The sequence below is a fragment of the Pseudomonas sp. St386 genome, from assembly GCF_018325865.1.
GTDB classification, from domain to species: domain Bacteria; phylum Pseudomonadota; class Gammaproteobacteria; order Pseudomonadales; family Pseudomonadaceae; genus Aquipseudomonas; species Aquipseudomonas brassicacearum.
This window is the reverse complement of the sequence record NZ_AP021900.1, coordinates 2,503,891-2,518,215: the sequence shown is the minus strand read 5'-3', so window position 1 is coordinate 2,518,215 and position 14,325 is coordinate 2,503,891. Positions and strand designations below refer to the sequence as shown.

Below are 14,325 nucleotides of genomic sequence, written 5' to 3'. Positions count from 1 at the left end.
GCATTACACCCCTAAGGCTCCTTATGCGCTCAAAATTCTGATACCAGCAGCATTCCCTGATCACGCGAACTCCGCTCAAGTACCTCCTGGTTCTGAGCCGGGAGAGCTCATCACTACAAATAAGGCATTAACGTCAATGCCCTCTCATCACACCAGCTCACCCCTTCTACGTCGACCGCACGATCAAGCATTTGTAAGACACACTTGCATGCCTACCAACTGGATGGTATGTTTTGATCAGTTTCACACCTCCCCTACACCTACAGGGCACCGCGCCCAAAGTGGAATATCCCATGCAAGATTGGAAGCAAACTCGAAAAGACGTCAGCGCCCGCCTAGTGCAACTGAATGGCCTATCCCCAGAGACCATGAAAGGTTTGGCTTCTTTAGGGAGCGCCGGCGAAAGAACAAACCACCTCGACGCTAAGACTCGTGAACTGATCTCACTCGCAGTTGCCGTCACCACCCGTTGCGACGGCTGCATCGCTTTCCACGCAGCTGAGGCCAAAAAGCTCGGCGTAACGACTGAAGAGGTCTCAGAAGCTTTGGGCGTTGCGATTAATATGAACGCTGGCGCTGCATTGGTTTACAGCACTCACGTTTTGGATGCATTCGATAAATCTTGATACCCAGCAGTGCGGAAGGATCAATAATAGTAGAGGCTTAGCTACCCCCGTCGCCAGTTAAATCTGAGAAGTCGCTAAAGCCCTATAAGCTGTTCTGCATGCCATTAGCCAACCACGTCGTTGTGCTGATGGCCTGCCGATGAAATCAAAGTCTTTACATTATCCGAACTTCGTTATCGCTGATACTCCGGCTGAAGCGTAACTGTATTCAAGCAAAGGCTACGCTGGGCTAAACATGGCCTGGCCGGTCGCAAAGCGGAGCTTAGCTTGCCTATACGCCAGTCGGACACTTAGCCCAGCAACATCCTGACGCGCTTCCTACACTCATTCGGACAGTCAATTTGAGAGCGCATCGAAATTTTAGTCCGACCTACAGAACATCCTTTAAGTCAGCTAAGACTGCTTTCTTCAACGCGGCAGCCGATCGAGAGCCAGCCAAAACCAAACGTAATCGCCCTTCGTAGAAAATCGCCAAGGATGGAACCGACCGGACACCATGCATCTGGGAGATCGTGGGCGAAACAGCCACATCAATCTTCCCGAATGCGGCGCGCGACTGCAGCTTTTCTGCCAGCTCATTAAAAACCGGTTTCATTTCTTGACAGGGCTTGCACTAGGACGCCGAAAACAGCACAGCGCAGTTACCTTTTGCAACGAATCGGGCGAACTCTCCGGCTTTCACGTCTACAATACGGCTCATCTGCACTTCACCCACAACATCATTCCAAACCCAGAAATTGCGGCACCAACAGTGCCGAAGCATCTCTGGTATTAATTACATCCATCAAGCCCGCAAACTTGACTGCTGGACGACTCATGTTCGTCACTTGGTTCGAAATACATTTGATTGAGTGCTTGAGAAAAGATCTCTTGAGGCTGAGCCCCCGAAATAGAAAATGAACTATTGAAAACAAAAAACGGGACGCCCGAGTGAAATTGCCCCATAGCACGCTCGTCTTCCTGCATCCGGTGAAACAATTCATTAGATGACCACGCGAGTCGAATCGACTCATCAGAAACACCTACAGATTTTGCAATCGACTCTAAACTACCTCGGTCAAATAGTGACTTACCCTGGGTAGTACTTTGCTCATAGAGCGCCTCCACCAAGTGCGTCTTCAATACTTCATCGTCAATCGCTTTGACGAGGACATGCGCATCCGCGGTGTCACCAAACATCATGGTTTCAAAACGGTAATCAAGCCCTAAAGATTGGCCATATTGCTTTACCGCACTCATCATATTCAAAGCAGCGGTTGAACTACCTAATTTGACTTTAAGGGCTCTCACCATAGACTCAGCAGTATGGTTAGGGGCAAGACGATACGCTCTCACGTTTACCTGAACATCGTCTTTGTACGGAAAGTCCTCAAGCGCATTCTCAAAACGACGCTTGGCGACCCAACACCAAGGACAGACGAAATCAGAGCAAATATCCACTACAAACTTTTTCGAAATAGCGCTCATACACCCCTCTATATTAAAATAAATAAAAAACGCTGCTACCCATTGAGCAAAGTTCAAAAACCGTTTAAAAACAGAAAGCAACGCGCTCAATTACAATAGCAAAGGTAGCAACGCCAGTAGGCCTTGCCTACTGGCGCTCTCAAGGTTGTAAAGATGAAAGATCTGATAATTATCAGTCCTCACGAACCTCGAGGGTTGGCACCATGCGGATGGCTTTGGAGAAATTCGCGTAATTAACTGATGTTTTAATTACATTTTTGTGCAGTTCTTCTACACGCTCAAGAGGTGCATCGGTGTGAAGACGGATTACGACCCGCACTTGGTCGTACCCTGGGTTTACGCTCTCGTCGATGCCCAGAAAACCACGCAAATCGAGAGTGCCGTCGGTCTCAATTTCCAGACTGTGGATTTTAATGCCCATCATGGCTGCGTTAGCTGCGTAACCTACCGCCATACAGGCGTTCAGCGCGGCCATCAGCAGCTCTTGAGGATTTGGCGCCGAGTTCTGACCTAACAGTTCAATTGGCTCATCGGCGACGATTTCGAAATCACGCGAATAGGTTTCACCGGCTAAGCTGTAACGGCTGACTTTCGCCACAGAGCGCGTCTGGCCTTTCCACTGGGTATTGACGTTGAAGCTCGCGTGACGCTTATTCGCATCCTCCGCAACACCTTGAGCAAACTGCTGCAGAGCTACGACATCAATACCATTCAGATTAGTTGTCATTAAAAAACCCTCTATTGAACGCATTTTTTGGCTGGATAAATGTTACGCACAGCAATCCTACCTATTAGTAGGTTTGCTAGCAATAAAATTCTTTGACCTGGTACCCCACCTCCCACGTGCTAACGGTGCGATCAGCTCCTATCCCTAATTAAACGTAGCTTATGGCGAAGTACCGCCTGTCCGATCTGACAGGCGGAGAAACGCTTGGAAGGTGTGTGCGAACAGAAAACCTATTTGTGGGATTAGATCAGCTGTTGAGGTGGACTGCAGAGGGGGTAGAAATATGAAGCCCACCTAATAAGATGGGCAAACACAACGTGAAAGGCTTCCTACTGATTTTGGTAATCTGATTCTCTGTGTATATTACGAAACGACAATACTATTCAATATCAAATCAAACCCAGACTGATCAACAACTGTATCATTGAGCGCCCAAGATACAAAACTGCTACCCTCAAGCAAGCTCAATATCGCCCGTGAAACTGTTCTGGGATTAAGATCCGCCTTTATAACCTTTTCAGATTGACCCAATGCGAGATTATTTTCCAACCAAGCAATATGGATTTCAAAAAACCTCCTAGTCAAATCCTTAAGACTGTCCGGCAGAGCAGAAAGTTCGGCAGCGAGCGCACCACATAAGGGTAGCATTCCATTTTTTGAGCTATCAATAAACAGCTTAGAAAACTCTCTCAACCGAACGATCGTGTCGGTGCTCTCTTCATTTATCAATTCTAGACTCTTCACAAACCTAAAAAGATAGCTATCAATAACGGCAATTCCAAGCCCTTCCTTTGTAGGAAAGTGATGATGAATACTCGCCTTTTTTATACCAATTTCGTCAGCCAAATCGGCATAGCTAAATGCAGCGTACCCTTTGGTACGCAGCAACAGCTCGGCAGTGGTTAAAAGGTCAGAACGAGTACTCATAAATCTTACCTTGCATTATTGACACACGCATATTAACTGCTTTACAGCAACGATTCAACTTAAAGCGATGAAAGCACGTCATAAACCGTGCTCTCATTGGCATTAAGCTATACTCCTACATGGCTCGAACTGTTCTCTATTTTTTCCGAGCGCACGGCTTTGGAACGGACGGCCTTTGCCCAACCCAGCATTAGAGCTCCAGCGACTACCGGTATAGATAAAACAGTATATGTTCCATTAGGATAATCGAAACCCAATAGCACCAGCACTACGAGCAAGAAACCCAGGGTCAGCCAAGAAGTAAACGGAGCACCTGGCATTCTAAACGAGACCATCTCGGCTTCACCTCTCTTCACCGCACGACGATACATTATTTGAGAAAGTACAATGAATGCCCAAGTGGAAAGGATCCCCAGAGAAACTAGATTAAGCAGCAGCTCAAATAGCTGGGACGGAATTAGAAAATTCAATAGCACGCCAAATACGTTGATCCCCATTGTCACTAAGATCCCCATATAGGGAACCCCTTGGGTGCTCATACGTTTAAACATCTTGGGGGCAGATCCTCCCATGGCTAGCGATCTCAGTACCCGCCCCGTTGCGTACAAGCCTGAGTTCAGACTAGAGAGTGCGGCAGTCATTACAACGATATTCATAACGGAGCCAATTCCAGGAATGCCGAGCGCTTCAAAGAACGTCACGAAAGGGCTGACATTAGCGCTGTAGGCCGTCCACGGCAATACAGTGACTAGCAAGAATACCGAGCCTACGTAAAAAAGCCCTATTCTCCAAACCACGCCATTGATTGCTTTAGGGATGACCCTTTTGGCATCTGCCGTCTCACCAGCAGCGGTTCCCACCAACTCTATACTCGCATAAGCAAAAATTACGCCTTGCACGATAATAATCGCCGGCAGAAAGCCATGGGGAAAAACACCTCCATTATCCGAGATCAAATGCAGACCCGGGATGTGCCCCGCCACCTCGTGGCCAGTTGCAAAAAAAAACGAGCCGACAATCAAAAAAATGCTGATAGCTGCCACCTTAATAACAGCAAACCAAAACTCCATTTCACCAAACCATTTGACACCAACCATGTTCATCAATGTCACAACGCCCAAGGCGCTAAGCGCGAATATCCACTGTGGAACGTCCGAAAAAACGCTCCAGTATTTCATGTATATCGCAATCGCTGTTATGTCAACTACACCCGTTAGTGCCCAAACCAAGAAGTACATCCAGCCCGCTACAAAGGAGGCGCGCTCCCCCATAAACTCTCTAGTATAAGATACAAAACTCCCGCTGCTAGGGCGGTGCATAACCAGCTCACCCAATGCTCTTAGTATGAAAAAGGCGAAAACTCCACACACTAAATACACCACCGCAAGTGCAGGCCCGGCAATTTGAAGTCTGGCCCCTGCTCCCAAGAACAACCCAGTGCCGATAGCTCCGCCGAGTGCCATCATCTGCACATGGCGTTTTTTTAGGTGTTTTGAGTAGCCACTTTCATGAGAGTCAAGCCAGTTTGATCTGTCTCTCAATTCGCTTTCACACTGAACGGCTGGAGCGGGCTGTACGTTTTTCTTTTTCATGTGTCACCCAAACAATTAATTTGCAGTTATTTTTCTTATCCCTTGCAAACTTAAGTCTTTCCTCCCCAGCTTCAAAGAGAAGAAAGAGAGCGCACCGCGCCTTCACCATTACGGTTATTAGGCCTCGCTCTAGAAATGTCCTCGCGCGCCATAAGCATCACATTTCGTTCGAAAAGGCCGAAACCATCAGGCACGAAAAACCTACCATCTACTCGGTAGCCATGCAATAGATTTTATAATACAAGGATAACCCTCTGTTTCTAAAGACGTTTTTACTAAACGCAAACCAGATGGTAGACATTTAATAAATTTAGTACTTTAATCTCAGTGACACGCGCAACGACACGCCCCCACTACTCAAGAAATGGCAGCCTGTATGAAGAAATATAAAACCGTGCAAACCCTGCTCGCCCATGCTTCTATCAACCCCAATCAGCATCATGGTTTCGTGAATACACCGGTTTACCGGGGCTCCACCGTAGCTTTTCCTACATCGGAATCGATGCGCGAGGGTCGCCAAAAATATTCGTATGGCCGGTGGAATAACCCTTCGACAGAGGCATTGACTCAGGCCCTCCAGCAGTTGGAGGGAGCGGAAGGCACGGTTCTTTGTCCTTCAGGGCTCTCGGCATGCACGACTGCCATACTGTCTGTCGTGGGAACTGGGGATCATCTGCTAGTTGCCGACAATGTGTATGCGCCGATAAGGGCTTTTTGTGAGCAGGTGGGTCAACGGCTGGGGATTGAGGTCTCGTTTTACGATCCGACAATAGGAGCCGGAATCGTTGACTTGCTCAAGCCGAACACTAAAGCGATCTATACCGAATCTCCTGGCTCCTTGACTTTGGAAATACAAGACCTCCCTGCTATAGCCAAGGTTGCACATGATCATGACATCCTAGTTATTGCAGACAACACTTGGGGCACCCCGCTTTACTTTCCTTCATTGGAACTTGGTGTTGATCTGTCCATCATGGCAGCTACGAAATATATCGTCGGTCACTCCGATGCGGTTCTTGGCACCGTATCAGCCTCCAAGCGCGCGTGGGACAGCCTCAAACGATTCCATTTCAGCATGGGCTTATTTGCGAGTCCAGATGACGTGACGCTGGCGCTCCGGGGCATGAGAACACTTGATGTGCGACTGGAGCGTCATTACAGAAACGCTACGATTGTCGCCAAGTGGTTGGAGACACGCGAGGAGGTGAAAGCGGTTTATTATCCTGCATTAGAATCTCACCCTCAGCACCAGTTATGGAAGAGGGATTTTAAAGGAGCGTCCGGTTTACTCTCCTTCGTGACCAAACCTTCAACACAAGTAGCGGCAGATGCACTTTTGGATAGCCTATCGTTGTTTTCAATTGGTTACTCTTGGGGTGGTTTTGAAAGCTTGGCGATGATTGCCGACCCCAAACCCGTCAGAAGTGCGACCTCTTGGGAAGTCGACGGGCACCTGGTGCGGCTTCATATCGGTCTTGAAGATCCATCTGATCTTATCTCCGATCTCGAAGAAGGCTTTGCGAGGTTCAATATGTTACGTAGCCAGCAGATTATCGAATACTCATGAAACTGTGTTAGGCACAGCGCATTATGGGCTGTGCCTAACGCGTGAAGGCGATCAACCCGAAGGGTTTGGCCGCCCGGCACCAACTCATGTTCTCGCTTCATAACTCGACCCGGTGTCGCGGCAGCAAAAGTCGTTTTCCAAACAGGAGTACGGTGTTCGAGGGGGGCAGATGCAAAGTTTCCTGAAGTGGTCTGCTCATCTCTCGTTTGTCAATGAGTAACACCTGACACACTCGATCGAACCAGAGGCGCTTTCTTGTCGGTCTTACTTTACTCAATGTTTGTAAACACTTGACACTCAAACCCACTGGGCCATCACGAGGATAACCGCTGGAAGTGCTAATCCTGCCAGCATGGTCTGGCAAGCGATGATCCCAGCCATAAGGGGGGCGTCTCCCCCTAATTGCCTTGCCATGATGTAGGAGGATGAGGCTGTGGGCAGTGCCTGGAATAGAAGTGCTGCAACCGCGGCCTTTCCTTCAAGTTCGAATAGGTGGCACGCCAAAAGCGTAACCAGTGGCATGATTATAAACTTGGTCAGCGACGAGTAACCCACCGGGCGAAACCATTGTCTTATGCTTCCGAACTCAAGCGCAGCACCAACGCAGAGCAATCCGAGCGGCAGTGACGCTTGTCCCAAGGCCTTGAGCATCGGCTCAATACCGACAGGCAGTCCCCAGCCCGAGACCTGGATCAATCCGCCGGCGAAGCACGCGAGTATCAGTGGGTTCAATGCCAACTGCTTGAGGACTTTGCTAAATGGCATCCTGCCGGCTGACCCGTACTTCGCGAATACCATTACGCACAGGATGTTCACGCTGGGCACTATGGCCGCGTTCGCGACCGCTGCCAGGGCTATACCCTGCACACCGAACAGGCCCGCGGCTGCCGACACGCCTACGTAGTTATTGAAACGTATCCCACCCTGAAAAACCGAAGTGAACGCAGCATCGTCCATGGTGATCAGCGACTTCGCGCCCAACAACATTAGCGATACCACCACAGTCGAGAATACGAGCACCGAAACCATGCTTTGAAAGGGCACGCCATCAAGGTTGGCGGTCGCCAGTCCGTGAAAGAAAAGAGAAGGCAGCAACACGTAATACGCCAGGCGCTCTGCCTGTGCCCAAAAAGTATCCGTCAGAAATTGACGACGCTTGAGCCACGCGCCCAGCACGATCAGTAGTGCGATGGGCAACAAGGCAGTCAACAAGGAAAGGGTCATACGCGTGCCTTGGTTTTTTGTGCCGACGGTTCACATCCCACAATCAGTCGGCTCATCAGCGGCATGTCTACGGCAGGTCCAGTGATCATGGTGCCCTCAAGAACTCACTTGTACGAGGACCACGATAAGAGGTCGGACTCCAAAATAAAAACGTTTTAAACTTCAGCAATCAACAAGTATTACTCATGGTTTATCGTGCAAGACATGCGCTTTCACCGCGTTCGCCAGGGCTACCGCCAGTCGCCCAAGGGGACGATCTTCGCGCTCCAGCAATACCACGCGCCTGGTTTTTTGAGGCATGCCGAACGGCCCAACGGCCAGTGTTTTCAAGCTTGCGACTTGATGTCCAGAGAGTGGAATGATGGATACGCCCAGTCCGCTTGAGACCATCTGGATAATCGCATCCTGGCTATCCAGTTCCATGCTGGTCTGCACGCGCAGCCGCATAGCGCGAAGCTCTCGCTCAATCGTTCGACCTGCCCAGGCGCGAGGATCAAATCGAATGAACGGCTGGCTTTTGAGTAGAAGCTTCAAGTCCTCATGCGCATGAGACACCGGCGCGATGATCCAGAACCCTTCCTCGTAAAGTACCGTGCTTGCCAGGCCATAAGGGTGTGGCTTCACCGGCTCCGTGGTGATCGCAACGTCAAGCTCGCCCGCCTCCACGCGCGTGGCCAACTCAGCGGACATTCCCGACGCAACAGTAATGCGCAGGTGAGGATGCTCAGCACGCATTGCCGACAACGCGAGGGGCAAGGCGCTCGCCAGCGCTGTATGAATGGCACCGATTCTGAGCCTGCCGCGCAACTCAGTGTCGCCTCCAATCTCGGAGGAGATCCCGTCGTATAGGGCTAGAATTTCTCGCGCGCGCTCAACGGCAATATGGCCTGCATCCGTCAGCACCGGCAACCGTCGTGAGCGGTCAAACAGGCGTGTATTGAAATCCTCCTCCAAAGACCGAACATGAAGGCTGACAGCTGATTGGGTCAGGTGCACGGCGTCCGCTGCTCTAACAAAAGAACCGTATTGGGCAATGGCAAGCAGTGTTCGAAGCGCGCGTAATGACATAGCCATTCATCCTGCAAATTGGTGGCCGAGCTTACCAGTTGGGGCAGGCGCATGGTTTGGATGGAGCCTCGCTCCTGCCTCTCCAATGACCTGAGGCGATATGGCGCACCCGGGTAAAATTTACTTCAGTCATTAAAGCGGGCTAAATAGCCGCCCCTTCGCGGCGATTTCATCTATGGGTTCGTTGAAACGCATTTGTCCCTGGATTGCCTGTCTGGCCGTACTACTCAATCTGTTCGCCATGCCGATGAGTCGTGCGATGCAGACGCCGGACGTGCGCCTGATGCTTTGGGGTGGTTTTTGTTCGGGCGGGAACTTGAGGGCCTTGCCAGCAGACCTCGGCAAGATGATTGATGCCTTGCAGCTGCCCCAGTCGAAACCTGTCATGCAGCATGGCGACTGTTGTTGCGGCCATGCAGGATTGGCAGCGTTACCGTCCAACTACTACCGGCACTTTCTCCCGCAGTACACTTCCAACGCTGCCCTCGAAAACCCTGAATTGCCGACGCTGCATCCGCGGATCCGTTGGCCCAGCTTGAGTCCACGCGCCTCCCCCTTCGCCTGATCACAACACCGCTAACAGTGCGGTGCTGCCATCTTTAAATTCTTTAGCGACCTGCGATGGACGCTGAACGCCCTTAAAGTTTCTTGATCATCAGGAAGTGCGTGCTATGCCTGCTTCAACTACTTTGCGCCCCGCAACGCGTTTGTCTGTGCACCGTCCCCTATGGCCCCTGTTTTCAATAGGCGTGCTCACGTTGAGCCCGATGTCAGTGGCATTAGCTGAAGCCAGCAGAGTCGAAAGTTCGACCCTGACCCTGGGTGCAGTCAGCATTCAAGGTTCCGCCAGCGGACCGTTAAGCACAAGTAGCGTGCTTAGCTCAGTTGATATTCTGGGTGCTGACATCCTTGAAAAGATGCCGGTCAACTACAGTTGGGAGCTGTTCAGCCGCGCGCCTGGGGTGATGCTGACCGAGTTCAATCAAGGCACCACCTCTGGCAAAATCTCCTTTCGAGGCTTCAATGGCGAAGGGGAAGTGAACGCGGTCAAATTGCTGATCGACGGCATTCCGAGCAACAGCAATGACGGCAACATGCCGTACATGGACATGATTTTCCCCATGGAGCTGGACAGCATCGAGGTGGTGCGTGGCACCAGTGATGCGCGTTATGGACTGAATAACATTGCTGGCAACGTCAATATGCTGACCCGCACGGGTGGCGACTACAACAAGGCGCGGCTGCGTTATGGCAGCTTCAATACTCAGGAAGCCCAAATCGCCAAGGGCTTTGAGAGCAGCAACTGGACTCAGAATTACTTCTTCGCCTATCAAAAATCCGATGGCTACCGGGATCATGCCGAGGCAGACAAGTTCTCAATGTCAGGCAAATGGTTCTATATGCCGGACGACGGCAGCTACCGCATCGGATTGGTCACTCGTCATTACGAAACCGAGGCTCAGGAGCCAGGTTATCTGGCTGAGGATGATGCCCGACATCATCCGGAAATGACTAACAGCTTCAACTCAACCGACAAGGGCACCCGGCGCATGAACCAGGTCAGTCTGCATTTCGATACAGACCTGGCTGACACCCTTGCCTGGTCAGCGAAGAGCTACGTCAACACCTTCGATGACAGGCGCTGGACACAATACTGGAGTTCGAGCTCGCAGCAGGAGCGTGACAACTACGAAACGCAATATGGGGCGCTCACCTCTCTGACTTGGCGCCCGGAAGTCAGTTGGCTTTACGATTTCGCCCTGGAAGGTGGTACAGACATACAACAGCAGCAAAACAAAAGTGAGCGCTATCGCACCAAAGACCGTGCGCGTCTGGCGACTACGCGCGACCAGCAGTTCGACTTCGATACCTATGGCGCTTATGTCCAGGCCGAGATCAAACCGCTTGAATCTCTGAAGATCATACCGGCCTATCGGGTCGACAAGATCCAAGGCGATTTCACCAATGAGATGACCGGCATGGACTACGACATCAACGACTACGGGTTGATCAAACAGCCGAAAATCAACGTCGTGTATTCGCCGTGGGATGTGGCCAGCTTCTACGCGAATTGGGGACGTACCTTTCAAGTGGGCACCGGGGCTGCGGCTTATAAGATTCCGCCCAGGGATACCGACCTAGCACCGTCGATCAACGAAGGCTGGGAAACCGGAATCAAGTTCACGCCGGCTGACTGGGTGGACGGGCGTGTTGCCTATTGGCAGCAAGAGGCTTCAGGTGAAGTCAGTCGCCGGCTGAACGACCCGAGTGGTGAGTCAGACAACGTTGGTGAAACTCGGCGGTGGGGTTATGACTTGCAGATGAACCTGCACCCAAACGATCGCACCGAAATATGGATGGCGTACTCCTGGCAGTATTCGAAAATCCTCCAGCCGAGCGCCACTCTGCCTAACAGCGAAGGTCAGGAAATCGACCATATCCCGCATCACCTATACAACGTGGGCATCAGCTATGACGCGACACCTGCATTACAGCTGACTGCCTGGATGAACGGTCAGACTAACTACTACCTTGAACGGGAAAACACGAAGGGAACTTATGGCGGCTACGTGCTGATGAACCTTGGCGCAACCTACAAGGTAACGCGGTCAGTGAGCGTCGATCTGCAACTGAAGAACCTCACAAACCGATATTACGAATACGTCTGGTACGACCCGGACGGTGCTCAGGCATCCCTCCACTCGCCAGGTGATGGTCGCGCGTTTTATACCGGAGTGACCGTAGATTTCTAGGGGCGATAATGACTGAAGCTTTTCGGTTCCAGTCATTAGCTAGACAGTTCGGCAGTGTGCTCACTGTTGCTCGTCTTTTGGACCGGGCTCATTTCACGACAAAACATTCGCCTGTACTCAGAAGGCGAGGTGCCGAGCTGAACGCCGAATTGTTGCCTCAAGGATAAGGTGGTGCCAAAACCTGCTCAACCGCTTCAACAACTACAACGTCGAGGATGGCCGCTACGAGCAGCGCACCCGCTGGATACGCTCGATCACGGACTACCAGCTGGACGACAATACCCAGTTGCGCAATACCTTCTACCACTACGATGGCCAGCGCGATTACCGCAACCTTGAGGTCTACCGCTATAACAGCGACAACAGCGCCATCGCCCGCTCCGGCGGTTACCGCCAGCGGCACGACCAGGAGGTCAACGGTGACCGAATCGAGTTGACTCACCAGGCTCAACTGTTCGGCCTGGCCAGCGATTGGGCGCTGGGCGTGGATTACAACACCAACCAGCAAACCAATTACCCGTTGTCCAAAGGCGCCTTCGACACCATCGATCCAGATGGCTTCGAGCCGGGCCACTTCCTGGACATTCCGGGGATGGATGCACCGCGCACTAAAGATCGCAGCACGTGGACCGATACCTCGTCGGCGTTCGTCGAGAACCGCACGCGCCTGACCGAGCAACTGGCGCTGATCACTGCGCTGCGCTATGACCATATCGACTTCGAGATCGTCGATCATGCGGCGCAGGCCAGGCTCGACAAGCGTTGGGATGCAATCACGGGACGCCTGGGCCTGGTGTACGACCTGACGTCGAATGTCAGCCTTTATACCCAATACGGTACCTCGGCCGAGCCGCCGGGAGGGACGCTTACCAGCGCCTCCATTGCCCAGGTGAGCGACTTCGACTTGAGCACTGGTCGCCAATTCGAGGTGGGCAGCAAGTTCGATTTTCTTGACGGTCGCGGCTCGGCCACCGCCGCGGCCTACCGCATCGTGCGCAAGAACATCTCCGTCCCCTCCTCGACGGTGCCCAACACCACCGAACAAGCGGGTCAACAAACCTCCACCGGCATAGAGCTGGCCGCTTCATTCAAGATCACGCCCAAGCTATTGGCGGCCGGTAACTTCAGTTGGGTAAGGGCTGAGTACGACGAGTTCAATGAAACCATCGCCGGTGTTGTGTTCTCGCGCAAAGGCAAGAATCCGGTGAACATTCCCGACCGCGTAGCCAATCTCTGGCTGACTTATGACGTGGCTCCTGACTGGCAACTTGGGGTCGACGTGCGCTACGTATCGTCGGTCTACGCCAATACCGCCAATACGACGTGGGGGCCTTCGTACACCGTCTATTGTTTGTCCATGACCTGGACAAACACGTGCAGCTCAGCGCGCGTCTACGTAACCTGACCGACGAGGTCTACGCCCGTTTCATCCACCAGAGCAACACCCAATATTACCTGGGGGAGCCGCGCAGCCTGGAGGTCGCTATGCAGTGGAATTATTGACGAGCAAAGTGCCATAGCGCTGCAGCGCTATGGTCGAACATGACGCAATTAGCTGGCCGTTCTACACGCGAACGGCCCGCTAGCAGCGCTTACATGTCACCGCCATATTTATACGGGACTACTTTGTGGAATCAATTAGTCTTCCGACCAGCCATCACAACCGATAGCCCCGTTCTTTTTCATGACGGTTCAGAACTTTGAGATTCATCGGCACACGCTTGAAGTCGCAGGCGATATTGTCCGGGACTCTCCCCAGTCCATTTCTTAAACGCACGATGAAAGGCACTGGGTTCCTGGAAGCCTAGTTGAAAAGCTTTTGAAAAGGCCGCACGTTTCAACGGTGAAGCGTTGCACCAGCTTCAGAAGCACGAGATACCGCTGGTGGGCCTCGATCCCGCGATGACGTTGGTGTATCGCCAGGAGTATGCGAAGACGCTTGGCAGTCACAAGGTTCCTACCGTACTACTGCCGCAGGAGTGGCTCGCCAATATGCTTCCACAGTCGCAGATTGTGAAAGATGCCGATCCCTATCATTTCCTTCCCCACTGCACTGAAAAGACAAATGAGCCAAACAGCATCGTCCTTTGGCAACAAGTCTATGAGCGCATGGGACTGAAAATGAGCGTTCAAGCCAGCGGGTGCTGCGGCATGTCCGGCACCTATGGGCATGAGACGAAGAACACCAGAACTTCTGTAGTGATCTACAAACAATCCTGGGCGCCGCTTGTGAAAAGATTTAATGCTTCTGGCCGGTTAGTGGCCGACGGATATTCTTGCCGAAGCCAGGTGAAACGACAGGATGGAGTAACCGTCTCACATCCGCTGCAGGCGCTGCTCGCTGTCGTCAGGAATCTTGCTGCCTGAGCCACGA

At 51.9% G+C, this 14,325-nt stretch carries 10 protein-coding genes and 5 pseudogenes; 6 read left to right on the top strand and 9 right to left on the bottom strand.

What is annotated here, in order from left to right:
• The first annotated feature begins 293 nt into the window (after positions 1–293).
• Entirely contained in the window at positions 294–626 is a 333-nt protein-coding gene (locus tag KI235_RS11165) for a carboxymuconolactone decarboxylase family protein (protein WP_025214435.1), read from the top strand.
• Positions 627–996: 370 nt separating this feature from the next.
• Here the strand turns inward: KI235_RS11165 and KI235_RS11160 are convergent.
• The 5 genes and pseudogenes from KI235_RS11160 to KI235_RS11140 form a co-directional block, all read right to left on the bottom strand.
• Positions 997–1,227, bottom strand: a pseudogene (locus KI235_RS11160) (thioredoxin family protein); the annotation flags it as partial.
• 170 nt (positions 1,228–1,397) lie between these two features.
• Positions 1,398–2,093 carry a DsbA family oxidoreductase gene (locus tag KI235_RS11155; protein ID WP_212795716.1) on the bottom strand — a complete coding sequence of 232 codons (696 nt, stop codon included), beginning with the start codon at positions 2,091–2,093 and terminating at the stop codon, positions 1,398–1,400.
• A 172-nt stretch (positions 2,094–2,265) separates the two neighbouring features.
• Positions 2,266–2,820, bottom strand: coding sequence for an OsmC family protein (locus KI235_RS11150; protein WP_025214437.1), 555 nt, complete (start codon positions 2,818–2,820; stop codon positions 2,266–2,268).
• Positions 2,821–3,183: 363 nt separating this feature from the next.
• On the bottom strand, positions 3,184–3,747 hold the full coding sequence (locus tag KI235_RS11145; protein ID WP_025214438.1) for a TetR/AcrR family transcriptional regulator: 564 nt from the start codon (positions 3,745–3,747) through the stop codon (positions 3,184–3,186).
• Positions 3,748–3,854: 107 nt separating this feature from the next.
• Positions 3,855–5,339, bottom strand: a complete 1,485-nt coding sequence (locus KI235_RS11140; RefSeq protein ID WP_025214439.1) for an amino acid permease — start codon at positions 5,337–5,339, stop codon at positions 3,855–3,857.
• Between the two features lie 376 nt (positions 5,340–5,715).
• On the opposite strand from KI235_RS11140, the gene metC reads away from it, so the two are divergent.
• Positions 5,716–6,906, top strand: a complete 1,191-nt coding sequence (metC, locus tag KI235_RS11135; protein ID WP_025214440.1) for a cystathionine beta-lyase — start codon at positions 5,716–5,718, stop codon at positions 6,904–6,906.
• 297 nt (positions 6,907–7,203) lie between these two features.
• Here the strand turns inward: metC and KI235_RS11130 are convergent, their stop codons facing one another.
• Both KI235_RS11130 and KI235_RS11125 read right to left on the bottom strand, forming a co-directional pair.
• The gene (locus tag KI235_RS11130; protein WP_025214441.1) at positions 7,204–8,130 is read right to left on the bottom strand and encodes an AEC family transporter; all 927 of its coding nucleotides are present in this window, start codon (positions 8,128–8,130) and stop codon (positions 7,204–7,206) included.
• Between the two features lie 183 nt (positions 8,131–8,313).
• Complete coding sequence (locus tag KI235_RS11125; protein ID WP_025214442.1) at positions 8,314–9,198, bottom strand: LysR family transcriptional regulator; 885 nt, start codon at positions 9,196–9,198, stop codon at positions 8,314–8,316.
• A gap of 175 nt (positions 9,199–9,373) precedes the next feature.
• Here KI235_RS11125 and KI235_RS11120 point away from each other — a divergent pair, with 175 nt between their 5' ends.
• Positions 9,374–9,763: a DUF2946 domain-containing protein gene (locus KI235_RS11120; protein ID WP_025214443.1), complete on the top strand. Its 390-nt coding sequence runs from the start codon at positions 9,374–9,376 to the stop codon at positions 9,761–9,763.
• 106 nt (positions 9,764–9,869) lie between these two features.
• Positions 9,870–11,951: a TonB-dependent receptor gene (locus tag KI235_RS11115; RefSeq protein ID WP_025214444.1), complete on the top strand. Its 2,082-nt coding sequence runs from the start codon at positions 9,870–9,872 to the stop codon at positions 11,949–11,951.
• A 35-nt stretch (positions 11,952–11,986) separates the two neighbouring features.
• Here the strand turns inward: KI235_RS11115 and KI235_RS30380 are convergent.
• A pseudogene (locus tag KI235_RS30380) lies at positions 11,987–12,136 on the bottom strand (GlxA family transcriptional regulator); the annotation flags it as partial.
• A 2-nt stretch (positions 12,137–12,138) separates the two neighbouring features.
• On the opposite strand from KI235_RS30380, the pseudogene KI235_RS11110 reads away from it, so the two are divergent.
• A pseudogene (locus tag KI235_RS11110) lies at positions 12,139–13,454 on the top strand (TonB-dependent receptor); the annotation flags it as partial.
• 179 nt (positions 13,455–13,633) lie between these two features.
• On the opposite strand, the pseudogene KI235_RS11105 reads toward KI235_RS11110, so the two are convergent.
• A pseudogene (locus KI235_RS11105) lies at positions 13,634–13,768 on the bottom strand (helix-turn-helix domain-containing protein); the annotation flags it as partial.
• Here KI235_RS11105 and KI235_RS11100 point away from each other — a divergent pair.
• Positions 13,767–14,318: pseudogene (locus KI235_RS11100) on the top strand ((Fe-S)-binding protein); the annotation flags it as partial. The pseudogenes KI235_RS11105 and KI235_RS11100 sit on opposite strands and share 2 nt — an antisense overlap.
• Between the last annotated feature and the right edge of the window lie 7 nt (positions 14,319–14,325).